A 25,921-nucleotide genomic window follows, 5' to 3' on the forward strand; every position below is an offset into this window, starting at 1 on the left:
ATCCGGGCCCGGTCGGCGGGGCGTACGGGCAGGCGCGCCGGCGGCGGGACCACCGCCGGCGCGCCCGCCCGGACTCAGCGGCGCGGCCGGCCGGTGAGGTGGGTCAGCGACCGGGCGACCAGGTCGTCCCGGGCCGCCGGGGCCAGCCCCTCCAGCCCGAAGCCGAGATAGACGCTGTCGGCGGTGACCACCGCCGAGCCCTCCTCGAACGCCTGCTCACTGCGGGTCCAGTCGTTGGCCGCGGGCCCCGAGCCGGCCGGCGGCCCGGCCACCGTCCAGCCGCCCAGGTCGGGCGTCTCGAACGAGGTGTCCGAGACCACCGACCCGTTCACCGTCACCCGGGCGTCGTCCAGGAACACGCCGAGGCCCTGGGTGCCCCAGTCCGAGACGTACGAGATGGCGACCTCGACCTTCTTGCCGGCGTAGCCGGAGAGGTCGACGGCGAACTCCTGCCATCCGCCGGACGCCCCGGTGGCCGCGTGCCAGCTCCCGGTGGTGCCCGTCGGGGAGCAGTCCGCGCCCTGGTAGTGGGCGAGGAACGGGTGCAGCTCGTCCACCCAGCCCGAGGCGCAGCTCTCCCCGGCGACCGGGCGGGTGTGGCCGTTGGCGTCCGGGAGCGTGGTCCAGTCGTCGCTGCCCACCTCGTGCGCCTCGACGATCATGAAGTCCCAGTTCTCCTCGATGTCGTACGAGGTGGCGAAGCGCAGCTCGGCAGCGGTCGCCGAGGTCAGGTCGACGGTGCGGGTGAGCCGCTTGTACGCCTCGTCGGCCCGGCCGCTGTACACGTACCAGTCGCCGGTGCGCGGGTCGTACGGCGCGGCGCCCGGCCGGGCCCAGTCCACCGCCGCCGAGCTGGCGAACTGCGGGTAGCGGTCCGGCGGCAGGAAGCTCGACGTGCTGAGGAACGAGGCGGTGTGGTCCTGGTTGCCGGCCGACCCGGGCGCGTTGAGACTCCCCGCGAAGCCGGTGAACGCCCCGGCCGAACCGCGCACCGGGTACGGCTCGCCGGACGGGTCGGTGCCCCCGTCGCCGAGGTAGTTGTACGCCCCGAGCCAGTACTGCTGGAAGTCGTTGAGCAGCGGCAGGCAGGCGACGTCGTCCGGGTCCAGGCACTCCGGCGGGGCGCCCGGCCGGTAGACGTACCCGCCGTCGGAGCCCTGCGCGAACAGCGCGTACTTGCCGCTGATCAGAACCTTGCCGCCCTCGTTGAGATAGTCCCGGACGGCCAGCTCGGTGGTGAGCGCCGCCTCGGCCGTGGTGCCGGCGACCTGCCCGGGGGAGCGGAGGATGACGTCGTCCCCGGTCTCCCAGACCACCGCCCGGTAGTGCGAGAGCACGCCGAGCGGATGCGGCGCCTTCCGGCCCATCGCGTCGAAGTCGTACACGTCGGCGCGGTGCCCGGCCTTCTCGACGGACGCGGCGATGCCGGCGGCGTACTTCGCGGTGGTGGCGTCCTGCGCCGGACTGGGCCCGGTCACGTCCTCCACGGCGAGGACCAGCACGTCCCCACCGATGTCCGGGTGCACCCGGTAGGTGAAGTGCGCGCTGGCCACCGGGCCCTGGCGCGGCTTCACCCCGGTGAACCAGACCTCCACCCGGTCGCCGGGCCGGGTGCCGGTGACCGTGCCGCGCAACTCGGCGTAGTAGCGGTCGTTGGTGTCGCCGTACCGCTCGCCGCCGCGCCACTCGCGGACCTTGGTGGTCTTCGGCCGGCCGCCGTTGACCGTCCAGTGCATCCGCACGTCCTTCAGGGCGCGCCGGGTGATCGAGGCGACCTGCTGGGTCCGCCCGTACGAGGTGTCGAACGCGTCCACCACGAAGTCGGGGGTGCTCCGGCCGACCACCGAGGCGGGATCGTCCGGGTCGGCCGCGGACTTCGCCACGGCCAGGGCGAACGGCAGGTTCTTCGCCACCTCCGCCGAGATCAGCTTCTCGTCGTCGGGGAAGACGAAGCCGCTGACGCAGTCCTCCGGGCGCCACTGGTCGTCCGGGTCGGACGCGGCGGCCGTCTGGCAGGTGGACATCTCCGGGGTGAAACCGAGCGCGCCGTAGCGGACCTGCGCGTGCGAGTCGGTGTCGCCGTTGGTGGTGTACAGCTCGGCCGAGATGTCCGGGTCGTAGCCGGGCACCGCCGGGTGGGCGTCGTCGCCGGCCATCGCCTCGTAGATCACGTCGTCCGGGGTGGGGGTGCTCACCTGCCAGCCGACGCCGTAGAGCAGCAGCTGGGCGGCGGAGTGGTAGTTGACGAAGAACTCGAAGCCGACCCGGCGGAACAGCCCGTCCAGCGCCTTGGTCTCCGGCTCCGAGTTGGGCGAGGCGCCCCGGTAGGTGTCGCTGGCCGGCTCCGGCGAGGAGCCCTCGTCGTCGTACCCCCACTTGTAGCTGAAGTTGCGGTTGAGGTCGACGCCGTCCGCGCCGGTGATCCGGCCGTCGCCGTCGTTGTCCCGCAGGTTCTTGCGCCACAGCCGGTTGCCCGGGGTGAACGTGTGGTCGTAGCCGTCCGGGTTGGCCACCGGCAGGAACCACAGCTCGGTGGTGTTCAGCAGCCGGGTGATCACCGCGTCGGCGCCGTAGTTGTCCAGCACGTGGTGCAGCAGCCGGCGGGTCATCTCCGGGGTGATCCACTCGCGGGCGTGCTGGGTGCTCGCGTAGAGCACCGCCGGCCGCTTGCCGTCCGGCAGCGTGCGCGCGCCGCGGGTGACCTTCACCGCCAGGATCGGCTGGCCCTGCACCGTACGCCCGATGGTCTCCACCTTCGCCAGCCCGGGATACCGGGCCGCGGTGGCGGTCAGCTCGTCCCGGATGCCGCCCGGCTCGCTGTACGACCGGAACGCCGTCCAGCCGGCCGCGGCCTGCTCACGCAGCGCCTGGGAGGCCGGCCTGCCGCGGACCTTCTTGACGGTCAGCGGCACGCCCTGGCTGGTGAGCCGGGCCGCAGTCCGTCGGGTGAGCACGGTCTCGATCGTGGTGGCCCCGGCCGGATCGGCGGACCGGTGGTCCTCGTCCAGGTCGACCCCGGCCGCCCGCAGCTTCTCCAGTTGCGCCGCGTCGACCGTGCCGACGTAGACCTCCAGCCCGTCGCGGCCGCCCGGGTCGGACGGTGGCCGCGCACTGGCCGGAGCGGTCAGCGCCATCGCGCCGACCAGGGTGAACACGCCGGCGATCGCCAGCCGTGTCGGTCTCATCGCGCCCCCTTCGGTGGAAGGACATCAGGCGCGAGCCTGGTCGCTGTGCGGCATGTATGTCAATGGTTCGATGGCTGCGTCTGATACCCGGCGTGTCGGGGCGGCGACTCCACGTGGCGGTCTTGGTGGATCCGACCGGGTCACGGCGCGTGACCTGCCGGGTGGCGTGTCGTTGACCGTGTTGTGCCGCGGGGCGGAGCCGCACCCTGCCCGAGTTTCGGCGGACGGGTCCAGACGATGATCGGATTCAGCAAGCGATGATGTTGCTTCTCGTTCCAGTGCTCCTGCTCGCCGCCCTGCACTACGTCGTCGCCGTCCGCACCTACGGGCTGCTCACCCCGGACGGGCTCTTCGTGGTGTCGCAGTTGCTGATGGCCTTCGGGACGGTCCAGCTCATCGACCCGGACTCGCGCACCGAGACGTTCTACGGCCACCTCGTGCTCGGGGCGGTGGCGACGTACCTGCTGGTGAGCATGGTGACGTTCATGTGCCTGCGTACCAGCCGGCGAACCGTGCCCCGGCGGGTGGGTGACCACGCGCCGTACACCTTCCGGCTGGTGCGGCCGACGCCGGCCGTCGTGCTGGTGATCATGGTGTCGATGGTCGCCACCGGGCTGTACTTCGCCGCCGTCGGCTACAGCGCCTTCGTCGTGGGCCTGCGCGGCCTGCTCACCGGTCAGGCGGAGGACGTGACCACGCTCCGGCTGCAGTCGTACGCGGGAGAGGACTACTTCTTCCCGGGCTATGCCAACCAGTTCCGCAACATCCTCCTGCCGTCGCTCGCCGTGCTCCTCGCCGTCTGGTACTTCAACCGGCCCGGTCTGCTGGGGCGGGTCTGCGCCCTGCTCCCACTGGGTCTGGCGGCGCTGGCGCTCATCGGCACCGGCCAGCGCGGCGCGTTCTTCCTCTTCCTGCTGACCCTGGTCGTCTACTCGTTCCTCGCCGTCGGCCGTGCGATGTCCCGGTGGGTCCTGCTGGTGCCGCTGATCGGCGCCCCGGTGGTGCTCGTCGCGACGCAGGTCCTGGGTCGCAGCGAGGACGGCGGTCATCCGCTCCGGGCATCGGCGTCCGAGCTCTACCGGCGTTTCCTGGAGGACAACCAGCTCTCCGGTCTCGCCGCCTTCAACTACACGTCTCAGCTGCCGGTCCGCTACGGCGGCGAATGGCTGCGCTCACTGTTGGGCGTCCTTCCGGGCGACCGGGGAAGCACCCTGGCCAACGAGGTGTTCGCCACGCTCTACGGCTCGCCCGTCGGCACCTCTCCGCCGTCGCTGTGGGGCTCGATCCACTACAACTTCGGCACCCTCGGCGTCCTGGCCGGAGCCGCCGGCCTCGCCATCGTCCTGCAGACGATCACCTTCAACGGGCTGCGCCGGCGCAGCTACAACTCCCTTGAGCTGATGGGGTACGCCGGCATGACGGTCGTGCTGGGAACCTGGGCGGTGGGCGGCCCGGAGACGCTGCTGAACACCGGCCTCGTGGCCTACCTGGCGCTCTGGTACTGGGGCGGCCGGATCAAACGGGCGGACACCGCCCTCCCGGCCCGCGCCCGCGCCGCGGAGTCGTCCTCGACGGGCCCGGCGCCGCAGCGGTACGGGCCGGTCGGTTGGCAACCGGGGCGGGCCGTCCCCGTCCGGGAGGGGCGCGATCCGGTGGGGGCGGGTCGATAGGGCGTGCGCGGCGACGCGATGCGGTGGACGGGACTGCGCGCGGCGGCGCGGTCCCGGCTGAGCGTGAGCCGTCGAGGCGTGCTGAGCATCGCCTCGGGCACCGTCGGCGGCCAACTGCTCCTGCTCGCTGCGGCACCCGCACTGGCGCGCCTCTACTCACCGGCCGACTTCGGCGTCTTCACCGTGATCGCGACCCTGGTGGCGACCCTGGGGACGGTCGCGGCGTTCCGCTTCGACCTGGCCGTACCGCTTCCGGAGCAGGAACGCGGCGCGCACGCGCTGGTGGCCCTGGGGCTCACCTGCGCCCTGCTGACGGCGACGCTGGGCACCGCCGTGGTGGCGGTGGCCGGCGGCCCGGTCGCCGACGCGTTCGGCCAGCCCGCCCTGCGGACCTGGCTGTGGCTGGTCCCGTGGGCCTCCGCGGCGATGGGGTGCCTCCTGGTGCTCAACCAGCTCGCGATCCGCCACCGCCGGTACGCCTCCATCGGCCGCCGGAACTTCCTGCAGTCCGTATCGATGCTGGTCACCCAGCTCCTCGCGGGAGCGGCCGGTGTGCGTGCGGGCGGCCTTGCCCTGGGCCTGGCTCTCGGTCAGGCGGCCGGCGCGCTCATGCTGGCTCCCGGCGCCCGCCTGGGCGGGGCGGAGGCCAGAGCCGCCCGCAGTCCTCGGGAGCTGTGGCGGACCGCGCTGCGGTACCGCCGGTTTCCCCTCGTGCTGGCGCCGTCGGGACTGCTCAACGTGCTGGGGCTCCAGCTTCCGGTCCTGCTGATCGCCTTCTGGTACGGCAGCACCGCCGCGGGACTGCTCGGCCTCACCCAGCGGGTCCTCGCGGCGCCGGCGGCCCTGCTCGGCACCGCCATCGCCCAGGTCTACCTCGGCGAGCTCGCACGGGCAGCCCGCGAGACGCCCGAGCGGACGCGGCGGATCTTCCTCAACGCGAGCCGTCAGCTCGTCCTGATCGCGCTTCCGGCCGCGGCCCTCGTCGTGCTGGCGGCGCCGATGCTCTTCCGGCTCGTGTTCAGCGACGAGTGGGCGGGCAGCGGGGCGTTCGCCCAGGCCCTGGCGATCGGCACGGCCGCGCACCTCGTCGCCTCCCCGTTGTCGCAGACGCTGGTCGTCTTCGGTCGCCAGGGTCTCCAGCTCACCTGGGACGTGGCGCGGATCGTCGTCGTCTCCGGCACGGTCGGGATCACCTGGCTCGCCGGTGGGTCGGCGCTGACCGCCGTGTGGGGGTTCGGGATCGCGACCGCCGTCGCCTATGCGGCCTGCTGGCTGCTGTCGCTGCGGACGGTCGTCGGCGGCGGCGATGCGGGGCGGCGGGTTCGCGACGACGGGCCGTCCGTGCCGGCGCGGCAACCGGAGCCGGTGTGACCGGTCCGGCCGCCGCGCGGGATTCCGCATAACTCGGGGCATAGCGGGTCGTTGATCCGAACGTTGACAGAACGGACGCCTGCCGGGGTGGCCGACGCTGCGACGCCTCCGCTCGCGCTGAGGCCCCGTCCCACGAGGAACGAGTCAACCGACATGCGACCCCGACTGCTGATCATCGCCTACGTCTTCCCGCCCTCGGAATCGGTGGGTGCCCGACGGCCGGGCGAACTGGCCAGGTTCGCCGCCGACCGGAAGTGGGACGTGCGGGTGCTCACCGCGACGCCGGCGGACCCGGGCGCACCGGATCCCGGTATTCCGGAGAGCCAGATCCTCCGGGCCGCCCCGGTGCCCCGGTCGGCCCAGCTCGTCTCGTCCGTACGCCGCGCGGAGGCCCGGTCCCGGGTGGGCCGGCGCCAGCTGCTGACAGCGCTCGGCACGATCGGGCGGGAGGTCCTGATCCCGGACGCCTGTGTCAACTGGGTGGTGCCGGCCGTCCGGCAGTTCCTGCGGAACCGGGACGGTTGGCGCCCCGATGTGATCATGGTGACCGGTCCGCCGGCGTCGGCATACCTGGTCGCCGCGAGAATCGCGCGCCGGTTGGACGTGCCCTGGGTCGCGGACTACCGGGACCTGTGGACGGTCGGCAACGACTACTGGCCGTACGGCCGCACCCGCATCCGTCAGGTCATCGACCGCCGGATGGAGCACCGGCTGCTCCGCTCGGCCGCGAACTGCGTCACGATCTCCGAGCCGCTGGCCGAGATCATGCGAACCACGTTCGGGATCGACACCGAGGTCGTCATGAACGGCATCGACCGGCAACCGCCGGCGTCCGACGAGGCCGAGCCCCCCGCCTGGCAGCCGGCTGCGTCTGGGCCCGCGACGCTGACCCTGGCGCACACCGGCCGGCTCAACCCGGGCAAGCGGGATCCCGCACCGTTGCTGGACGCGGTCGCGCTGCTCGGGCCCGAGGCCCGGCGCGTCAACGTGGTCTTCGCCGGCGAGGACAACGGAGTGGCCCAGGCGGCGACCGAACGCGCCGGAGTCGCCGACTCCGTGACCAACCTGGGCGAGGTGTCGGCCGAGAAGTCGTGGCGGGTCCAAGCGGAGGCCGACGTTCTGGTGCTGGTCATGTGGAACGACCCGCGCGACGCCGGGACGGTGCCCGGAAAGTTCTTCGACTACCTGCGGGCCCGTCGTCCGATCCTCATGATCGGGCACCCCGACGGGATCGTCGCGGACATCCTGCGGTCCCGCCATGCCGGCGTCGTCCTCAGCGATCCGGGGCAGATCGCCGACCAGTTGCGAATGTGGCTGGCCGAGAAGGACCGGACCGGCCGGGTCCCGGAGCTGGCTCCGTCCACGCTGGACGGCCTCTACCGGGAGGACCAGTTGACGCGGTACCTCGAGATCCTCGCCGCCGCGGCCGACACGCACCGGCCGCGGCGCTGACCCGGCCGCTCCCCGTCGCCCGCCCGGCGGCCTTGCCCCGGTATCGGGGACGCCGTCGGGCCGGGGCGCCGGGGACGCCCGCGGCCCGCGGCCCGCGGACGGCTGGTCAGGACAGCGACGGGTCGCCGCCCGGCGCGGTGGGGAAAGCCAGACCCCAGCGTGTCCGGGCCGCGTGCAACTGGGCGATCATCTCCGGCCAGGAGGGCGGCCGGTAGCCGGTGACCGCGGCGAGCGCCTCGGCCGACAGGGACCGGTCGCAGACGAATCCGTCGTAGGGCACGATCTCCCCGGTCCAGCCGTACTCGGCGGCGACGAGACGGAGCAGGTCGTACTTCGGGATCGGCGTCGCCGCGACGTGGTAGAGCCCGGCGACGTCGGTACGCGGCAGGATCACCGTGCGCAGCAGCCGGGCGAACTCGAGGGTCGTCACCCCGCTGTAGATGGCCTTGGTGTAGCCGCTCACCACACCGGACCGGGTGAGGAACCAGTCGACGAGGGACCGGTTCGAGGCCAGCTCGTGACCGATGATCGACGTCCGCAGCGTCAGCGCGCCGCCCTCCGTCGCCTCGCCCAGCAGCTTCGACCGCCCGTACAGGTCCGGCGGGTCGGGCAGGTCGGTCTCCACGTAGGCGCCGCGGTCGCCGGAGAAGACGCAGTCGGTGCTGACGTGGATCAGGCGGGCGCCCACGGCGGCGCACTCGCGGGAGAGCAGGTGAGGAAAGAGCGCGTTCAGCGACACCGTCCCGACGGCGTCCTGCACCTCCGGGCGCTGCTTGACGACTCCCACGCAGTTGACCACCGCGTCCGGCCGGACGTCGTGCAGCAGCCGCCGGATCCCGTCGACGTCGCGCGCGTCCACACCGGTCCTGACCCGGACGGCGAGATCGGCCGGCAGCAGGCCCGTCACCTCCCGCGCCCGGGCGGTGCCGTGCACCTCGACGTCCGGATCCCGGTCGAGCTCCCGTAGCAGGGTGTGGCCCAGCATTCCGGTTACGCCGAGGACGAGAACCCGGGTCATCGTGTCTTCCTCTCCCGGCGGGTGGCCGCGCCACCTCGCCGTGCGGCATCCGTCAGCAGGTCGGCGAGCACCTGCGCGTTGATGGCTTCGCTCATGTGCCCGAGGTAGTGCCGCCGGCCCGCGTCGCCCATGGCGCGCAACAGGTGCGCCGGCGTCGCACGCGCCTGCCGGATGACCTCCGCCAGACCGACCGGGTCGCCCGGCGGTGCGGCGAACCCCGCACCGGCCCCCGTCACGATGCGGGCGGCATCGCCGGGTGCGCAGACGAGGGCGGGCCGGCCGCTGGCGAGGATCGCCTGGACCTTGCCCGGGAGGGTGATGCGGAACAGCGGCTCGTCGGCCAGCGACACCAGCTGGAGATCCGCCGCCGCCATGGTGGCGGAGATCAGGTGCGGCTCGATCGGGTCGACGGAGTGCACCGTCGCCAACCGTCGGGCCGTCGCCCGCTGGCGCAGGGCCTCGCGTTCCACACCGTCGCCGACGAGCACCAGGTGCACGTCCGGCAGGTCGCGCAGGTGCTCCATCGCCTCGACGGCCACGTCGAGCCGCTGGGCGGCGCCGACGTTACCGGCGTACATGACGACGAAGTCGCGCGGGCCGAGGCCGAGACGCGCCCGGAACTCCCGGTCCGGCTCGGTCGGTTGCATCACCTTCTCATCGGCCCAGTTGTAGACCACCGACACCTTCTCGGCCGGCACGCCGCGCGCCAGCACCGTCTCGCGCAGGCCGGGGGAGGGGACCGTGACGTGGTCGGCCCAGCGATAGACCCGGTCGGTGAACCGGCCGAGGGCGTTCTGGGCGAGGCGGCGACCCGGGCCGCCGGCCAGGAACCCGGTGGCGAAGACCGAGTCGGGCCACAGGTCCATCACCATGAGCACGTACGGGGTGCCCCACCGCAGCCGGGCGGCCATCGCGGCGCTGGCGGCGGTGATGGGCGAGCCGTAGACCAGCGACACGTCGGCGGAGCGCAGGAGGCGTCGACCGAAGAGGGTGGACGAGGCGGCCCAACTCAGGTAGTTGGCGGCGCGGCGGACCGCCGAGCGGTCGTGGCTCGGGTACAGCGGGGACCGCAGCACGTGCAGGCCGTCCCGGTCCTCCACGGTTCGGCGATGGGCCCGGTAGCCGGGATGTACGGTGCCGGTCGGATAGTTGGGCACCCCGGTCAGCACGTCCACGGCGAAGCCGTATCCCCGCAGCGCCCGGGCGATGCCCAGCGGGATCCCGGTCGGCTCCGGGGGGAACCACTGACTGACCAGCGCCACCCGGTCGGCACGCTCGTTGACGGTGCGGCCCGGCCCGGTCGCGCCGGTCACGCGCGGGTGGCGACGGTCGGCAGGGCGATCGCGTCGAGCTGTGCGCGGATCTCCGGCAGGGTCGACAGCAGCGCCATGACCTGGGCGACGTCCAACCGGCGGGCGTTGTGCGAGTGGTAGTCCACCCGGTGGTCGCGGTCGGTGTCGCCCTCGTCGAAGTAGAGGCCGTAGTTGAGGTCCCGGCTGTCCACCGGCACGCGCAGGAAGTCGGCGAAGTCCTCGGCCCGAGCCAGGTCCTCGCGGCTGGCCAGCGTCTCGTAGAGCTTCTCGCCGTGCCGGATCCCCAGCACGTCGAACTTCGCCGGGACCCCGAACAGGTTGCACAGCGCCGTGGCGAGGTCCCCGATCGTGCAGGCGTCCGCCTTGCGGATGAACACGTCACCCGGCTGGCCGTGGTGGAAGGCGTGCTCGACCAGCTCGACCGACTGTTCCAGCGACATGAGGAACCGGGTCATGGCCGGCTCGGTCACGGTGAGCGGGACCCCGTTGCGGATCTGTTCGATGAACAGCGGAATGACGGAGCCGCGGGAGTACATGACGTTGCCGTAGCGGACGCAGCAGACCCGCGTACGGGCGCCGGGGTTGTTGCGGGCGTGGGCCTGGGCCACCTTCTCCATGAGTGCCTTGGTCATCCCCATCGCGTTGACCGGGTAGACCGCCTTGTCGGTGCTCAGCAACACCAGAGCCTCGACCCCGTTGCGCTCGCAGGCATCCACCACGTTGGCGCTGCCCAGGACGTTGGTCCGGAGCGCCTCGAGCGGGAAGAACTCGCAGGACGGCACCTGCTTGAGCGCGGCGGCGTGGAACACGTATTCGACGCCGCGGGTCGCCTTGACGGCGCTGTCCTGGTCTCGGACATCTCCGACGTAGTAGCGGACCCGGTCGTCGCGGAGCCGGTGCCGCATGGCGTCCTGCTTGGACTCGTCGCGGCTGAGGACACGCACCTCTTCGGCCCCGGCGTCCAACAGGCGGGTGACCATCGTCTGGCCGAACGAGCCGGTCCCGCCGGTGATCAGGAAGCGTCGACCCGAGAGCGAGGAAGCCACATCTCCTCCAGTCCTCCCCCGTCCCGGTGACGGGAGTTCACATCGCGATTGAATAAGACACTACTGCCCAATAACGATTAGAACCCCCATAAGGGCACATAAGGGAGGAAGGTGATGTGAGCCCGGGGGGCTGAGGCCGTGAGACGGCCGCGACCGTCGCACGCCCGAGTTCGTTGGTCCAACGATTGGCAGCTGCCGGCAGACGCTGGGCCGGCTCGGCGAGAGGCACGACATGACGCGGGTGATGACGGTGGTGGGAACCCGGCCGGAGATAATCCGGCTCTCGCGGGTGATCGCCAGGCTCGACGACGCGGTGGACCACACGCTGGTGCACACCGGGCAGAACTGGGACAGCTCGCTGTCCGACGTCTTCTTCAAGGAGCTGCGGATCCGCGAGCCCGACCGGTTCCTCCGGGTCGACACGTCGTCGCTGGGACGCGTACTGGGCGGCGTGCTCGTCGGCCTGGAGTCGGCGATCGCCGAGCTGCGACCGGACGCCCTGCTCGTGCTCGGCGACACCAACAGCTGCATCGGGGCGCTGATGGCCCGGCGGATGAAGGTGCCCGTCTACCACATGGAGGCGGGCAACCGGTGCTTCGACCTCAACGTGCCGGAGGAGACGAATCGGCTCCTGGTCGATCACGTCTCCGACTTCAACCTGGTCTACACCGAGCACGCCCGGCGCAACCTGCTGGCCGAGGGACTGCACCCGCGTCGGATCCTGCACACCGGCTCGCCCATGCGCGAGGTGCTGGAGCACTATCGGACGGGCATCGTCGCTTCGACGATTCTGCGCCAGCTGGAGCTCACGGCGGACCGGTACTTCCTGGTCAGCGCCCACCGCGAGGAGAACGTCGACCGTCCGGACCGGCTCGCCCGGCTGCTGGACTGCCTGCGCGCGGTACGCGACCACTGGGGCTACCCGGTGCTCGTCTCCACGCACCCCCGGACCCGCAAGAGGCTGGAGGCGCTGGCGCCGGACGCGAGCGTGCTGGACGGAATCGCCTTCCACGAACCGTTCGGCCTGCTCGACTACGTGCACCTGCAGACGAAGGCGTACTGCACGCTGTCCGACAGCGGGACGATCAGCGAGGAGGCGGCCATCCTCGGCTTCCCCGCAGTCACGCTGCGCGAGTCGATCGAGCGACCGGAGGCGCTCGACGCTGGCGGCATCATCATGACCGGGCTGGACCCGGAGGGCGTGGTCGAGGCGGTGCGGGTGACCGTGGACCAGGTTGCCGCGCAGGGCGTTCCCTGTCCGGTCGACTACCAGGTCCCGGACACCTCACGCCGGGTGGTCGACTTCATCCTCTCCACCGTCCGCCGTCACCATGACTGGGCGGGCATCCGCCGCTGACCGCGGCACACAGCGGGGCGGCACCTGGTCGGTGCCGCCCCGTTGCGTCTGTCGTGCGCCGCCCGGCTCCGTCCCGGGTCAGCGCTCGGTGCTCAGCGACGACAACCGGACGTCCAGCGGCCCGTCCGCCACGGGCGCGAACGGCTGGGCGGCGAGCAGCGCGAGCTGCTCGACGACCTCCGCCGGCTCGGCGTACGGGTCGAGCCCGCTGACCTCCATCGGGTCCAGCGGGGGCACGGCGACGTGCGATACCAGGGGGTGGAACGGGCGGGTGTCCATCTCGCCCGTGCCGAGCAGGTCCTCGTGCAGCTTCTCACCGGGGCGCAGGCCGGTGTAGACGATCGGCACCGAACTGGACGCCTGCTCGGCCATCTGGCGGGCCAGGTCGAGGATCCGCACCGGCTCGCCCATGTCGAGTACGAGGGCCTCCCCGTCGCGCCCGATCCCGGCCGCCTGGAGCACCAGGTGGACCGCTTCCTGGACGGTCATGAGGTAGCGGGTCACGTCCGGGTGGGTGACGGTGAGTGGCTTCCCGGCCTCGATCTGCCGCTGGAACGCCGTCACCACCGACCCGCGGCTGCTCAGCACGTTGCCGAACCGGACGCTGAGGAAGGTCCCGGGAAACCGGGAGGCGGCGTGCGCGGTCAGCCGTTCGGTGATCCGCTTCGAGTAGCCCAGCACGCTGATCGGGTCGGCCGCCTTGTCCGTGGAGATGTTCACGAACTTCGCGACGTCCTGGCAGGCGTCCAGCACGGACAGCGTGCCCCAGACGTTGGTCTTGACCGCCTCGCCGGGATGCCGCTCGAGCAGTGTGAGGTGCTTGAGTGCGGCGGCGTGGAAGATGATCTCCGGACGCCGTTCCCGGATGATCCGCCGGATGCCCTCGTCGTCGCGCAGGTCGGCGAGAATCAGCTCCGGCCCGTCCAGCATGGCGCGTCCGGAGAGCGACATCTGGAGGCTGTGCAGGGCGGACTCGTCCCGATCCAGCATCATCAGCTCGCCCGGATCGGCCTTCATCACCTGGCGGCACAGCTCGGAGCCGATCGAACCGCCGGCGCCGGTGACCAGGATGCGTCGGCCGGTCAGGCTGGTGGCGCTCATCGGCAGGTCGCCGACGACCTGGCGCCGGCCGAGCAGGTCGCTGATCTGCACGTCCCGGACAGCGGTGACGGTGATCCGGTGGTCGACCAGGTCCCGCACCGGCGGCAGTACCTTGAACGCCGCGCCGGTCTGGAGGGTCGCCTCGCGGATCTCGCGGATCAGCATGGCGTCGGCGTTCGCCACCGAGAAGATGACGGTGCTGGCGCCGGTACGTTCGACGGCCGTGGCGATGTCGCGGCGGCCGCCGAGCACGCGTACGCCGCCGACCCGCAGGTCACGCTTGTCCGGATCGTCGTCGAGCGCGCCGACCGGCAGGTACCGGCCACGCGGATCGCTCAGCATGGCCCGCAGCAGTCCCTGGCCGGCGTCGCCCATCCCGAACAGCAGCACGGGTGTCGAGGACCGGACGTCCGGACGCATGGCGAGATCCCGCCGGTGCCGGTAGGTGACCCGTGCGCCGAGCATGAACAGCAGGGCCAGGGCCCCGCCCACCAGCGGGGTGCTCGCCGGCACGGGGCGTTCGGCCGAGGGCAGCAGGCCCAGCAGCACGATCGCGACCGTCGTGATGGTGGTCCCGGCCACCCCCTGCACCTCCTGCAGGCTGCCCAAGGGGTGGCGTCCGGAGTAGAGGCGGCGCAGCGATGCCACCGCCACGTACATGACGGCGGCTCCGGCCCCGATGATCGCCGACCGGCTGAGCTGACCCGGGGGAAGCTGGAACTCGTACCTGCTCCAGACGGCCGCGATGAACCCTCCGACCCAGGCGATCGTGTCGGTAGCGAGGAAACCCGCGGTGCGGAGGCGGGCTCTCGCCCGGCGCGCCCGCTGCTGCGTGCGTTCGGTGCTCGCTGTGTCCTGCGGCATGTATTGGCTCCCCTGTCGCGTCCTGACCGCTTCCGCCGCATGGCAGAAGGAGCGTTGCGCCCGTTGTCCTTGTTACAGGTATTTTGTTCCGTTTGGTGGGTTTTGCTAAGGCAGCAGGTGGCGTTTCGTCCGTCCGAACGGCTTCAGCGCGCCGGTACGCCCTTCACCACGACCCGATCGGGCACATCGCGGACGACGCACGCGCCGGCCCCTACGGTGCTGTCCCGCCCGACCCGCAGGCCCTGCAGCACCGCGGCGGTGGTGCCGATCAGCACGCCCTCCGCGCAGTGGCAGTCACCGGACACGGCGGCGAGCGGGTTGACCGACACGAAGTCGGCGAGTGAGCTGTCGTGACCGACGGTGGCGTTCTGGTTCAGGTGCACGTGCCGGCCGATGGCGACGTTGGTGGTGACCCGCGCTCCGGCGAAGGCGACGAACCCGGGCCCGTACCGGTTGTCCGGGCCGATGGTGGCGTCCGGGTGGACGAGGCTCGCGGCCGGCACACCGTACGCGTCGACCCGCGCGGCGACGGACCGCCGGACCCGCGGGTCTCCGATCCCGATGACGTGGTGGGTCTCCGGCGGAGCGTCGCGCAGCCAGGCGACGCCACCGAGATACGGCACGTCGAGGCGTTGGACCCGTTTCAGGTTCTCCTCCGACGGTCGGTCGTCGACGAACCCGGCCAGCTGCCAGCGTGGCCCGCCGGCGGCGACCACCGCCCGCGCGATGGTCAAAATCTCGCGACCGTGACCGCCGCAACCGACGATCACCAGTGGCGTCACGCGGACGACCCTCCGGTCCGGACGGTCAGGAAGTCGTCGATCGCGCCCAGCACCGCGGCGATCTGCCGCTCGGTGAGCGCGCTGCCGCTGGGCAGCGTCAGCCCCTCGGCGAACAGGTCGTCGGCGGCCCCGGTGAGCAGGCTCTCCGAGTCGGCGTACGCGGGCTGCCGGTGCATCGGATTCCAGACCGGCCGCGTCTCGATGTCCTGTTCACGAAGGTGCGCGGCCAGATCGGCGGCTCGCCAACCGGCGCGGTCCGGGCGTACCCGGATGACGGTCAGCCAGCAGTTCGACGCCCCGTCCTCCGCACCGATCAGCTCGACGCCGGGCACCGGGGCGAAGAGCTTCGCGTACCGGTCGCGCAACTGCCGGCGCCGGCCGATCATCCCGTCCAACCGCACCAGCTGGGCCCGGCCGAGCGCGGCCAGCAGGTTGCTCAGCCGGTAGTTGTAGCCGGTCTCCCGATGCTCATAGTGCAGCGTGGGCTCGCGCGCCTGAGTGGCCAGGTGCCGGGCCCGCGCCAGCAGCACCAGGTCGTCGGAGACGAGCATGCCGCCCCCGGAGGTGGTCATGATCTTGTTGCCGTTGAAGGAGAGCACACCGGCCCGGCCAAACGATCCCGCCGCCCGGCCGTGGTGCGTGGCGCCGAGCGCCTCCGCGGCGTCCTCCACCACCGGCACCTCCGCCTCCACGCACAGCGGAAGCAGCGCGGTGTAGTCGGCGCAGCTGCCGAACATGTCGACGGGGACCACGGCGCCGACCCGTTCGCCGCGTGCGCGCAGCCGGCGCAGCAACTCGGCGACCAGCGGGACGTCGACGTTGCCGGTCCGCGGGTCGCAATCGACGAAGGCCGGCCGGGCGCCGGTGTACCGGACCGCGTTCGCGGTCGCGACGAACGTCAGCGTGGGAACCAGCACCACGTCCCCGGGCCCGACACCGACCCCGAGCAGGGCCAGGTGCAGTGCAGCCGTACCCGAACTGACCGCCACCGCACCGCGGGTGCCGACCCGGCTCGCGATCTCGCGCTCGAACGCCTCCAGGTCCGGACCGGCGGGCGCGACCCAGCCGGAGCGGAGGGCCGCGATCAGGTACGACTCCTCGAGCGGCCCGACGTCGGGCGCCGAGAGGTGAACCGTACGCGTCATCGCCGGTCGCCCGGCCGTACCGTCATGACCGGCGTGCGCCCCGTCGCCGTGGCGCGCGGAGACGAGGCCGGTGAACCGAGGAACTCCGGTGCGGTGGCCATCCCGGCCGCCGAGATGCCCTCGCGGCGCAGCACGGTACGGACAGTCGCGGCGAGGATGGCGAGGTCGAGCCGGAGGCAGCGGCTGTCGACGTACTCCACGTCGAGGTCGAACTTCTCCTCCCAGCCCAGGCTGTTGCGACCGCGTACCTGGGCGAGGCCGGTGACGCCGGGCCGGACCTCGTGCCGACGGGCCTGGGCGGGCGTGTAGCGGGCCAGATACACCGGCAGCAGCGGACGCGGGCCGACGAGGCTCATGTCACCCCGCAGCACGTTCCAGAGCGTGGGCAGCTCGTCGAGGCTGGTGGCGCGCAGCCAGCGACCCAGCGGCGTGAGCCGGTCGTCGTCGGAGATCAGACCGCGGCGCGGGTCCGGTGAGCGCATCGTCCGGAACTTGACCAGCTCGAACGGCTCGCCGTGGCGGCCGACGCGGCACTGGCGGAACAGGACCGGGCGGCCGAGCCCCACGGCGACCACCAGCGCGACCATCGCCAGCACCGGCGCGAGCAGCACGAGCAGGACGGCGGCCACGACGACGTCGAGGGCCCGCTTCGGCCGGTCCGACCGCTTCGGCCGGTCCGGTGGCCGAAGCGGGCTCTCGAGTGTCAGCACACCAGGAACCGGCACGTTCCCACCTCCCGCTCGATGCGTCAAACCGCCCAGACTGGTTGTAACAGTAACAGAAGCGACATATAGCTCAGACGGCAACAGTCAGTGCTGATCCCGCCAGATCAACCGTCGAGGCCGGTGGGAGGACACGGGTGGCAGGTCGGTTCGGTCCGGGCTACGGAGCCGGCTGCAGGCCGTCGGCGGCCGGCAGCCAGAACCCGGCGTACACGCCGGCAGTGATCTGGTAGCTGAGCTTTCCGTTGACCCAGGCGCTGGCGCCGAAGGGGGCCGCGGAGGCTTGGGAGAACGTGAACGTCCTGCTCGCGGTCACGGCCCAGCCCGGTCCGTACTGGTATCCGGTGTAGGTGCCGGTGCCGAAGCGCAACGTCCGCTGCGGCCTGTAGACGTGCCGGACCACGGCGCCCAGCAGTATCCGCTCACCGGGCGCCTCGGACACGAGGAAGCCGGCCAGTGCCCCGTTGTAGATGCGGTAGTGGATGCCCCGGCCCGGGATGCGGATGCGCTGGTCGGCGTTGGCATTGGACTGCCGGGAGAGGGTCAGCGACTTCTGCTCGAGGATCGTGCCCGCCGAGTTGAACCGGTAGCCGACGTGCGTACCGCCGGAGAACACGACGGTGCCGGAGACCGCCGGCGTCGGGTAGTCCTCACGGAACAGATCGGCCAGGCCCGCGAAGACCGGCGCCCGGGTCATCTCGTACGTCTTCAGCAGCTGCCCGATGTGCACCGGGTGGTAGCCCGCATACGAGTTGGGGCACCCCATGGAGTACCGACTGATCCACTGTGGCGCGCGGAAGTCCACCGGTACGTGGTGGCGCAGGGTCGTGGCGGCCCCGTCGAAGATCGCGGCGGCGCGCGCGTCGGCGGTCAACCGCCAGTAGTCGTACACGCCGTAGAGGCTGAAGATGTGGCCGTTGAGGACGCGCTCACCGGTCACCCCGGGCGTGACCGGGTACTCCTCGAGCCACAGGTAGCCGGCGTCGTCCACCCAGGTGGCCCAGGGCAGCCCGGACCCGGGCGGGAGGAGCAGGCTGGCGAAGGTGCGGTCCGCGGCCTCGCGCCACTTCTGGTCGCCGGTGACCTCGTGGAGGCGCACGAACAGGCTCAGCAGCTGCCCTTGGGACATGGCGCTGTACCAGGGCGCGTGGACGACGGGCATCTGCGCGCAGCGGGGGAAGTCGAACTCGTACGGGTACCACCAGGCGCCCCGCGACACCACCTTCCGGTCGAGGTTCCGTTGCGCCTGGGCGACCGCCCGGTCGAGGAACAACGGGTCCCGGTTGGCCAGGTAGGTGCGCAGGTTGCTCAGCCCCCACTGGGCCTGCGCGACGGGATGGTCGTAGGTCTGGCCGTTGTACTGGAACAACCGGACGCCCTGCTCGTCGTGGAGGTTGGGGTCCACGCGCGGTGCCAGCGGGCTGTCGTTGTACGCCAGGTCCGCGGCCGGCATGGGCTGGGGTCGGAAACCGTCCCGGGCATAGCCCGTCACGTCAGCCGCGGCCCGCGCCGCCGCCGTGGCGGCCTCGGCCCGCTTTCCCGTAGCGCCCCCGGCGGCCGTGATGACCAGCGCGAAGACCAGAAGTGCACGCATCGTCGGATCGGACTTCCGCACAAAGGCCCGCATACGGGAACCGTAGGAAGGCGACTCTCGGTGACGGTCGGTGCCGTCGGGATTCCGACAGACCGGATACGGTCGGCCGCAGCGCGTCACCGTCCGCACGCGGTCGCGGTCCGCGTGACGAACGCGCAGTAGAGTGCTCGCGGCCGCACCGGCGGAGGATGGGGGAGACCGTGCTGCATCTGCGGGTGATCGCGCCCACCGACCGTTCGTCGGCGGTCGTCGACCTGCTGACGGCCGATCCCGGGGTCACCCACCTCGTGGTGCTGGCCGGGGCCGCCCGCCAGCCGGCCGGTGACTACATCACCTGCGACGTGGTGCGGGAGAGCGCCGACGGCGTGCTGCGCGGGCTCCAGGAACTGGGCGTCGAGGCGCACGGGGCGATCGCCGCGGACGACGTGGAGCTGACCCTGTCCGCGGCGGCGGACAAGGCTGCGGAGGACGCCCCCGGGCACGGTGAGGACGCCGTGGTCTGGGACGAGATCGCCGCGAAGACCGGCGAGCAGACCGTGCTCACCGGCACCTTCCTGGCGCTGATCACCGTGGCCACCATGATCGCCGGCATCGGCGTGCTGCTCGACCAGCCCATCCTGATCGTCGGCGCCATGGTGGTCGGCCCGGAGTTCGGCCCGCTCGCCGCGCTCTGCGTGGCGCTGCTGCGCCGGCAGCCGCGCGTCATCGGTCGCTCGGTGCAGGCCCTGCTCGTCGGCTTCCTCGCCGCCATGCTGGTCACCGTGCTGAGCACCTGGGCGCTCACCGCCGCCGGGCTGGTCAGCCGGGACATGCTGCTGGCCGACCGGCCGCTCACCGACTTCATCTGGCGCCCGGATGCGCTCTCCTGGGTGGTCGGCGTGCTCGCCGGGGTCGCCGGCATGCTCTCGCTGACCTCGAAGAAGTCCGGCTCCCTGGTCGGCGTGCTGATCTCGGTGACCACCGTGCCGGCGGCGGCGAACGTGGCGGTCGCGGCGGCCTACGGGGTCTGGCCCGAGGCGGCCGGTTCCGCCCTCCAACTGGTGATCAACCTGGCCGCCATCGTGCTGGCCGGCCTGCTCACCCTGGTCGTGCAGCTCTGCTGGTGGCGGCGCGTGGAGCGGCGCTCGACGCGGGGCGTGCCCCGGCAGCGGGCCGACCACCGGCCGGCGCGGGTCAGCGCCAGTCGTCGCCCGCCTCGAGACGCAGGCTGAGCAGCGTCGCCAGGGGCATCGACTCGCCGTCCCGGCCGCCCCGCCCGACCACCAGCGGCGGCGGGGCGGGCTCCGGGTCCGCCCCGAAGAGGCGTGACCGCAGGCTCGGCGGCACGGTGAGCAGGTAGAAGCGACCCTCCGTGTCCACGGCCCGGCTGTGCGCCCGGTCCACGTACCAGCCGGTGATCCGGGTGCGGTAGCGACCCCGCCCGTCGTAGCCGGCCGCAGTCAGCCGGTCGGTGCGCAGCCCGCGCCGCAGCGCCTCGGCGGCGAACCGGGCCACCAACTCCGCGGCCTCCGCCTGCTCCGCGGCGCGCTGCCGGGCGTCGGCCGCCGCGTGCGCCCGCACCGCCCGGCGCTGCCGCTCCCGCCACTCCAGGCCGTCGTCCCCACCCACGCCCGCGAGGGTACGCGCCCCGCCCGCGCCTCAGAGGGGGTGGACGTGCGGGTCTTGGCGAGTTGCCGTTCGGAGCTGACGCCGAGTCGCCAAGGTCAAGACGAGCGAGCGGTCGCGGAGCCGGCGCTGCCGCGCCACCGACCGCCGCTTTGCGGATCTTGGACAGTTGTCGTTCGGAGCGAACGGCAACTGTCCAAGATCTCGAGCGTCGGCCCGTGCCGCCGGCACGCTGGACGTGGCGTCCGCGAGGCAAGGGCCGTGGCGGGGGTGGGGTCGCCCCTCCGTCCCCGTGAGGCCTCAGGCCAGGCCGGCGCGGCGCAGCGCGTCCGCCATGGCGCTGTTGGCCGGCGCCGCAGCCCCGCCGCCGCGCCCCTGCCGCTGCTGCGGCCCGCCGCGCGAGCCGCCCCGGTCGTCGCCGCGCCGACCGCCCTGTCCGCCGCCGCCCTGGCCGCGCTGATCGCCGCCGCGCTGACCACCGCCGCCCTGGCCACGCTGATCGCCGCCGCCCTGGCCACGCTGATCGCCGCCGCGCTGATCGCCGCCGCGCTGATCGCCGGCGCGCTGATCGCTGCCGCCCTCGCCGCCGCGACGGCCGCTGCCGCCCCGGTCACCACCCTGGCCGCCGCGGTCGCGGCGACCGTCGCCGCCCGGCGCGCGTCCGCCGCCGGCCGGGGCCTCGTCGTCCAGCCGCAGGGTCAGCGAGATCCGCTTGCGGGGCACGTCGACGTCGAGCACCCGGACCCGCACCACGTCGCCCGACTTCACCACGTCGCGCGGGTCCTTCACGAAGGTGTGCGACATGGCGGAGACGTGGACCAGGCCGTCCTGGTGCACGCCGACGTCGACGAACGCGCCGAACGCGGTCACGTTGGTGACCACGCCCTCCAGCACCATCCCCGGGGTCAGGTCGCTGATCTTCTCCACCCCCTCCACAAAGGTGGCCGTCCGGAACTCCGGGCGCGGGTCGCGGCCGGGCTTCTCCAGCTCGGCGAGGATGTCGGTGACGGTGGGCAGGCCGAAGGTGTCGTCGACGAACTCGGTCGCCCGGAGCCCGCGCAGGATGGCCGACTTCCCGATCAGCGCGCGCAGGTCCTGCCCGGTGTGGGCGAGGATCCGCCGCACCACCGGGTACGCCTCGGGGTGCACGCTGGAGGAGTCGAGCGGGTCGTCGCCGCCCGGGATGCGCAGGAAGCCCGCGCACTGCTCGAACGCCTTCGGCCCGAGCCGGGGGACCTTCTTCAGCTCGCCCCGGGTGCGGAACGGCCCGTTGGCGTCGCGGTGCAGCACGATGTTCTCGGCCAGCCCGGCGCCGATGCCGGAGACCCGGGTGAGCAGCGGGGCGGAGGCGGTGTTGACGTCGACGCCGACGGCGTTGACGCAGTCCTCGACCACCGCGTCGAGGGAGCGGGAGAGCTTCACCTCGGACAGGTCGTGCTGATACTGCCCGACGCCGATCGAGCGTGGGTCGATCTTCACCAGCTCGGCCAGGGGGTCCTGGAGGCGGCGGGCGATGGAGACCGCGCCGCGCAGCGAGACGTCCAGCCCGGGCAGTTCCTGGGACGCGTACGCGGAGGCGGAGTAGACCGACGCTCCGGCCTCGGAGACCACCACCTTGGTCAGCTTCAGCTCGGGGTGTCGCTTGATCAGGTCACCGGCGAGCTTGTCGGTCTCCCGGCTGGCGGTGCCGTTGCCGATGGCGACCAGCTCGACGCCGTGCGCCGCGGCGAGCGTCGCCAGCGTGTGTACGGAGGCGTCCCACTGCCGGCGCGGCTCGTGCGGGTAGATCGTGTCGGTGGCGACCACCTTGCCGGTGGCGTCGACCACGGCCACCTTCACGCCGGTGCGCAGGCCCGGGTCGAGGCCCATGGTGGGGCGGGCGCCGGCCGGCGCGGCCAGCAGCAGGTCGCGCAGGTTGGTGGCGAAGACCCGGACGGCCTCCTCCTCGGCCGCCTGCCACAGCCGCAGCCGCAGGTCGGCGCCGAGGTGGATGAGGATCCGGGTACGCCAGGCCCAGCGCACCGTGTCGGTGAGCCACCGGTCGGCGGGCCGCCCCTGGTCGCTGACCCCGAACCGGCCGGCGATGGCGGCCTCGTAGCGGGTGGGGCCGGTGACCACGGCGTCGGAGTCGCTTTCGGCCTCCGGGTCCATGGTCAGGTCGAGCACGCCCTCCTTCTCGCCCCGGAACATGGCGAGGATCCGGTGCGAGGGGAGCCGGGTGTACGGCTCGGCGAAGTCGAAGTAGTCGGCGAACTTGGCGCCGGCGGCCTCCTGCCCCTCGCGTACCCGGGAGACCAGGCGGCCCCGCGACCACATCTGCTCGCGCAGCGTGCCGATGAGGTCGGCGTCCTCGGCGAAGCGCTCGATGAGGATGGCCCGGGCGCCGTCGAGCGCGGCGGCGGCGTCGGCCACCCCCTTGTCGGCGTCGGCGAAGCCGGCGGCCGTCTCCCGGGGGTCCCGCGTCGGGTCGGCCAGCAGCATGTCCGCGAGGGGCTCCAGCCCGGCCTCGCGGGCGATCTGCGCCCGGGTGCGCCGCTTGGGCTTGTACGGCAGGTAGATGTCCTCGAGCCGGGACTTCGAGTCGGCCGCCATGATCTGCGCTTCCAGGGCCTCGTCGAGCTTGCCCTGGCCGCGGATGGACTCCAGCACCGCGGCGCGCCGCTCGTCGAGCTCGCGCAGGTAGCGCAGCCGCTCCTCCAGGGTGCGCAGTTGCGCGTCGTCGAGCAGGCCGGTGGCCTCCTTGCGGTAGCGGGCGATGAACGGCACGGTGGCGCCGCCGTCGAGCAGCTCCACGGCCGCCCGCACCTGCCGTTCGGCGACGCCGAGTTCCTCGGCGATCCGCTGGTGCACAGACTGGGTCACGATCTGATCCGCCTTCTCCGGTGGGTTCGGCAGCCATTGTGCCGGTCGCGCCACGGCCGGACGCGCGGCACCCGCCGGCCTCATTCGGCGCAGCCGCCTCGACCGGCACACGGGCATCACGACCTGCGGCACCCTGCGCTAGCGTGGCGATCATGGAACAAGCTGCGGATCCGCGGGCCCGGCGGCTCTTCGGCGGGAGCGCCCGGGCGCTCGGCGACCTGGCGGCCAGCCCCTTCCGGGCGGACCGGGACCGGATCGTCGGGTCGCCGTTCTTCGCCCGGTTGAACGGGGTGACCCAGGTGATCAGCCCGGGCGGGTCGGGGCTGCTGGTGCACAACCGGCTCACCCACAGCCTGAAGGTGGCCCAGGTGGCCCGGGCGGTCGCCGAGCGGCTGACCGCTGACCCGGCGCACCGCGACCTGCTGGAGAAGCTGGGCGGCTGCGACCCGGACGTGGTGGAGGCCGCGGCGCTCGCCCACGACCTCGGCCACCCGCCGTTCGGGCACCTGGGGGAGCGGGTGCTGGACCGGCTGGCCCGGCAGCGGCTCGGGCTGGCCGACGGCTTCGAGGGCAACGCCCAGTCGTACCGGATCGTCACCAGCACCGAGATCCGCGGCGCGGCGACCACCGGCCTGGACCTGACCGCGGCGGTCCGGGCGGCGATGCTGAAGTACCCGTGGACCCGGCTGGACCACCCGGATCCGCATCCCCGGCACCTGGACCCGGCGCCGCGCGGCGCGGCCGCCCCGCCGGACGACCCGGAGAGTGGGTCGGCGAAGTTCGGGGCGTACCGGACTGAGATGGACGACCTGCGGCAGGCCCGGGAGCCGTTCGCCGGCCGGATTCCGGACTGGCAGCAGACCCCGGAGGCGTCGATCATGGACACCGCCGACGACATCGCGTACGCCATCCACGACGTGGAGGACTTCTACCGGGTCGGGGTGCTCCAGCAGGGCGCGGTGGCCGCCGAGCTGATGGCCTGGCAGCGCGAGTGCGGGCACTTCCGGGCGATCACCGCCTCGGCGCTGGCCGCGGCGGGCCGGCGGCCGGGCGCGGCGATCGAGCGGCTGCGCCGCCAGTTGCACCGCAAGGACGCCTGGGTCGCCGACGACGAGGCGTTCGCCGCCGCCGTCGAGCACGTCCGCGAGGAGTTGGTGGAGGGGCTGCTGGCGCTGCCCTTCGACGGCTCGATCGAGGCGGAACAGTACGTGGCCCGGTTCTCCGCCCGCTGGTCCACCCGGTTCGTGGAGGCCATCACCGTGACCCCGGAGCCGGACGTGCGCTCGGGGTACGTGCAGCTGGCCAAGCCGCAGTGGCACGAGGTGCAGGTGCTCAAGTTCGTCCACCACCGGTTCGTGCTGGCCCGGCCGGACCTGGCCCTGCACCAGCGGGGCCAGGCGCGGCTGCTCGGCACCCTGGTGGAGGCGCTCTGGGAGTGGCTGCTCGACCCGGAGGAGGAGTCCCGGCTGCCCCGCCGGCTGCACGACCTGGTCGAGCTGGCCGAGGCGGAGCTGCATCCGCGTACCCCGGACCGGATCGGCCGGGCCCGGGGGCGGGCCATCGTCGACTTCGTCGCGCAGCTCACCGACGGGCAGGCGGTGGCGATGCTGGACGCGCTCTCCGGCCGCTCCGGCGCCCTCTGGACGGACGCCTTCGTGCTCTGACGGACGGGATCAGGCGACGGCCTGCCACCAGCCGTCCACCGCCGGCGGGTCGTCCACCACCACCCGCTCGCCGGGGCGTGGCACGGCCAGCCGGACGTCCCGGGCCTTCGCCTCGGCCCAGAGCCGGTCTACCGGCTCCGACCAGTCGTGCAGGGCCAGGTTGAAGGTGGCCCAGTGCACCGGGACGAACAGCCCGCCGCGCAGGTCGAGGTGAGCGGCGACCGCCTCCTCGGGGAACATGTGGATGCTCGGCCAGGCCCGGTCGTACGCGCCGATCTGCATGAGCGTGACGTCGAACGGGCCGTGGTCGGCGCCGATCCCCGTGTAGCCGTCGAAGTAACCGGAGTCGCCGGTGTAGAAGACCTTCCGCTGCGCGCCGGCCACCACCCAGGAGCTCCAGAGCGTGCCGTCGCGGCGCAGCCCGCGCCCGGAGAAGTGCTGGGCGGCGGTGGCGGTGACGGTCAGCCCGCCGACCCGGTGGCTCTCCGACCAGTCCAGCTCGACGATCCGGTCCTCCGGCACGCCCCACCGGTCCAGGTGGGCGCCGACGCCGAGCGGCACCAGGAACGGCGCCGACTGGTGTTCGAGCAGCCCGCGTACGGTCGCCATGTCCAGGTGGTCGTAGTGGTCGTGCGAGATCAGGATGGCGTCGAGCCGGGGCAGCTCCTCGAGGCGGACCGGCGGCTCGTGGATGCGGCGCGGGCCGACCAGCGCGGACGGGGAGCAGCGGTCGCTCCACACCGGGTCCAGCAGCACCCGGTGCCCCTCGATCTCGACGAGCGTGGAGGCATGGCCGTACCAGACGACGTTCAGCTCCCGGGCCGGGTCGGCCGGCGCCGGGTCGGCCGGGCGCAGCAGCGGCACGGCGCTGCCCGGCCGACGCTTCTGCTTGCCGAAGATCAGCTCCTTGACGAGGTTGCGGCCCGGGTCGGCGACCATGGTGCTGCGGCTGCCCGACGGGTTGCGGAACGTCCCGTCCCGGAAGCGCGGCGAGCGGGCGGCCCGCTCCGCGCGGGCGCCGGTGAGCCGGCCGCCGAGCTGGGCGGGCACGTCGCGCGCCGCCCAGGCCAGCCCGGCCACCGCGGCCAGCCCCGCCATCCGCCACAGCCGCCCGCCGACTGCCCGGTCCAGTTGCCGGTCGTCCGGTTCCCGCATGTCCCGTCCCTCCGC

At 72.8% G+C, this 25,921-nt stretch carries 18 protein-coding genes; 6 read left to right on the forward strand and 12 right to left on the reverse strand.

The annotated features are described in order from the left end of the window. Nucleotides 1-74: 74 nt before the first annotated feature. Nucleotides 75-3,185 carry a M14 family metallopeptidase gene (locus AC0OLQ_RS11295; protein WP_484531278.1) on the reverse strand — a complete coding sequence of 1,037 codons (3,111 nt, stop codon included), beginning with the start codon at nt 3,183-3,185 and terminating at the stop codon, nt 75-77. A 257-nt stretch (nt 3,186-3,442) separates the two neighbouring features. Between AC0OLQ_RS11295 and AC0OLQ_RS11300 the strand changes: the two genes are divergently transcribed. The 3 genes from AC0OLQ_RS11300 (at nt 3,443) to AC0OLQ_RS11310 (ending at nt 7,678) form a co-directional block, all read left to right on the forward strand. After that, a complete protein-coding gene (locus tag AC0OLQ_RS11300; RefSeq protein WP_484531279.1) occupies nt 3,443-4,855 on the forward strand; it encodes an O-antigen polymerase in 1,413 nt (470 codons plus the stop codon). Between the two features lie 3 nt (nt 4,856-4,858). Next, on the forward strand, nt 4,859-6,226 hold the full coding sequence (locus tag AC0OLQ_RS11305) for a lipopolysaccharide biosynthesis protein (RefSeq protein WP_484531280.1): 1,368 nt from the start codon (nt 4,859-4,861) through the stop codon (nt 6,224-6,226). A gap of 153 nt (nt 6,227-6,379) precedes the next feature. Next, nucleotides 6,380-7,678: a glycosyltransferase gene (locus tag AC0OLQ_RS11310; protein ID WP_484531281.1), complete on the forward strand. Its 1,299-nt coding sequence runs from the start codon at nt 6,380-6,382 to the stop codon at nt 7,676-7,678. A 106-nt stretch (nt 7,679-7,784) separates the two neighbouring features. Here AC0OLQ_RS11310 and AC0OLQ_RS11315 read toward each other — a convergent pair whose 3' ends face one another. From AC0OLQ_RS11315 to AC0OLQ_RS11325, 3 genes are read right to left on the reverse strand one after another with little or no spacing between them, the layout of a single operon-like run. Further along, nucleotides 7,785-8,696: a dTDP-4-dehydrorhamnose reductase family protein gene (locus AC0OLQ_RS11315; protein WP_484531282.1), complete on the reverse strand. Its 912-nt coding sequence runs from the start codon at nt 8,694-8,696 to the stop codon at nt 7,785-7,787. Then, a complete protein-coding gene (locus tag AC0OLQ_RS11320) occupies nt 8,693-10,009 on the reverse strand; it encodes a glycosyltransferase family 4 protein (protein ID WP_484531283.1) in 1,317 nt (438 codons plus the stop codon). Before AC0OLQ_RS11320 ends, AC0OLQ_RS11315 begins: the two co-directional genes overlap by 4 nt. Next, nucleotides 10,006-11,055 carry a polysaccharide biosynthesis protein gene (locus AC0OLQ_RS11325; RefSeq protein ID WP_484531284.1) on the reverse strand — a complete coding sequence of 350 codons (1,050 nt, stop codon included), beginning with the start codon at nt 11,053-11,055 and terminating at the stop codon, nt 10,006-10,008. Before AC0OLQ_RS11325 ends, AC0OLQ_RS11320 begins: the two co-directional genes overlap by 4 nt. Before the next feature lie 244 nt (nt 11,056-11,299). On the opposite strand from AC0OLQ_RS11325, the gene wecB reads away from it, so the two are divergent. Continuing rightward, entirely contained in the window at nt 11,300-12,412 is a 1,113-nt protein-coding gene (gene wecB / locus AC0OLQ_RS11330; protein WP_484531285.1) for a non-hydrolyzing UDP-N-acetylglucosamine 2-epimerase, read from the forward strand. Nucleotides 12,413-12,490: 78 nt separating this feature from the next. On the opposite strand, the gene AC0OLQ_RS11335 is transcribed toward wecB, so the two are convergent. From AC0OLQ_RS11335 to AC0OLQ_RS11355, 5 genes are all read right to left on the reverse strand, one after another. Continuing rightward, nucleotides 12,491-14,377, reverse strand: coding sequence for a polysaccharide biosynthesis protein (locus AC0OLQ_RS11335; RefSeq protein ID WP_484531286.1), 1,887 nt, complete (start codon nt 14,375-14,377; stop codon nt 12,491-12,493). Between the two features lie 143 nt (nt 14,378-14,520). Beyond that, nucleotides 14,521-15,159, reverse strand: a complete 639-nt coding sequence (locus tag AC0OLQ_RS11340; RefSeq protein WP_484531287.1) for a NeuD/PglB/VioB family sugar acetyltransferase — start codon at nt 15,157-15,159, stop codon at nt 14,521-14,523. Next, nucleotides 15,156-16,304, reverse strand: coding sequence for a DegT/DnrJ/EryC1/StrS family aminotransferase (locus AC0OLQ_RS11345; RefSeq protein WP_484531288.1), 1,149 nt, complete (start codon nt 16,302-16,304; stop codon nt 15,156-15,158). The genes AC0OLQ_RS11340 and AC0OLQ_RS11345 overlap by 4 nt, the downstream gene beginning before the upstream one ends. Continuing rightward, complete coding sequence (locus AC0OLQ_RS11350; protein WP_484531289.1) at nt 16,301-17,029, reverse strand: sugar transferase; 729 nt, start codon at nt 17,027-17,029, stop codon at nt 16,301-16,303. Before AC0OLQ_RS11350 ends, AC0OLQ_RS11345 begins: the two co-directional genes overlap by 4 nt. 157 nt (nt 17,030-17,186) lie before the next feature. Beyond that, a complete protein-coding gene (locus AC0OLQ_RS11355) occupies nt 17,187-18,620 on the reverse strand; it encodes a D-glucuronyl C5-epimerase family protein (protein ID WP_484531290.1) in 1,434 nt (477 codons plus the stop codon). Between the two features lie 200 nt (nt 18,621-18,820). Between AC0OLQ_RS11355 and AC0OLQ_RS11360 the strand changes: the two genes are divergently transcribed. Next, nucleotides 18,821-19,831 carry a DUF389 domain-containing protein gene (locus AC0OLQ_RS11360; protein WP_484532324.1) on the forward strand — a complete coding sequence of 337 codons (1,011 nt, stop codon included), beginning with the start codon at nt 18,821-18,823 and terminating at the stop codon, nt 19,829-19,831. Here AC0OLQ_RS11360 and AC0OLQ_RS11365 read toward each other — a convergent pair. Next, nucleotides 19,794-20,228 carry a hypothetical protein gene (locus AC0OLQ_RS11365; RefSeq protein ID WP_484531291.1) on the reverse strand — a complete coding sequence of 145 codons (435 nt, stop codon included), beginning with the start codon at nt 20,226-20,228 and terminating at the stop codon, nt 19,794-19,796. The two genes, AC0OLQ_RS11360 and AC0OLQ_RS11365, sit on opposite strands and share 38 nt — an antisense overlap. Before the next feature lie 297 nt (nt 20,229-20,525). Continuing rightward, nucleotides 20,526-23,087 carry a Tex family protein gene (locus tag AC0OLQ_RS11370; protein ID WP_484531292.1) on the reverse strand — a complete coding sequence of 854 codons (2,562 nt, stop codon included), beginning with the start codon at nt 23,085-23,087 and terminating at the stop codon, nt 20,526-20,528. Nucleotides 23,088-23,239: 152 nt separating this feature from the next. Between AC0OLQ_RS11370 and AC0OLQ_RS11375 the strand changes: the two genes are divergently transcribed. Then, nucleotides 23,240-24,751, forward strand: coding sequence for a deoxyguanosinetriphosphate triphosphohydrolase family protein (locus AC0OLQ_RS11375; protein WP_484531293.1), 1,512 nt, complete (start codon nt 23,240-23,242; stop codon nt 24,749-24,751). A gap of 9 nt (nt 24,752-24,760) precedes the next feature. On the opposite strand, the gene AC0OLQ_RS11380 is transcribed toward AC0OLQ_RS11375, so the two are convergent. Then, entirely contained in the window at nt 24,761-25,906 is a 1,146-nt protein-coding gene (locus AC0OLQ_RS11380; RefSeq protein WP_484531294.1) for an MBL fold metallo-hydrolase, read from the reverse strand. Nucleotides 25,907-25,921 lie beyond the last annotated feature (15 nt).

The sequence above is a fragment of the Micromonospora sp. Utrum1 genome (assembly GCF_057197805.1).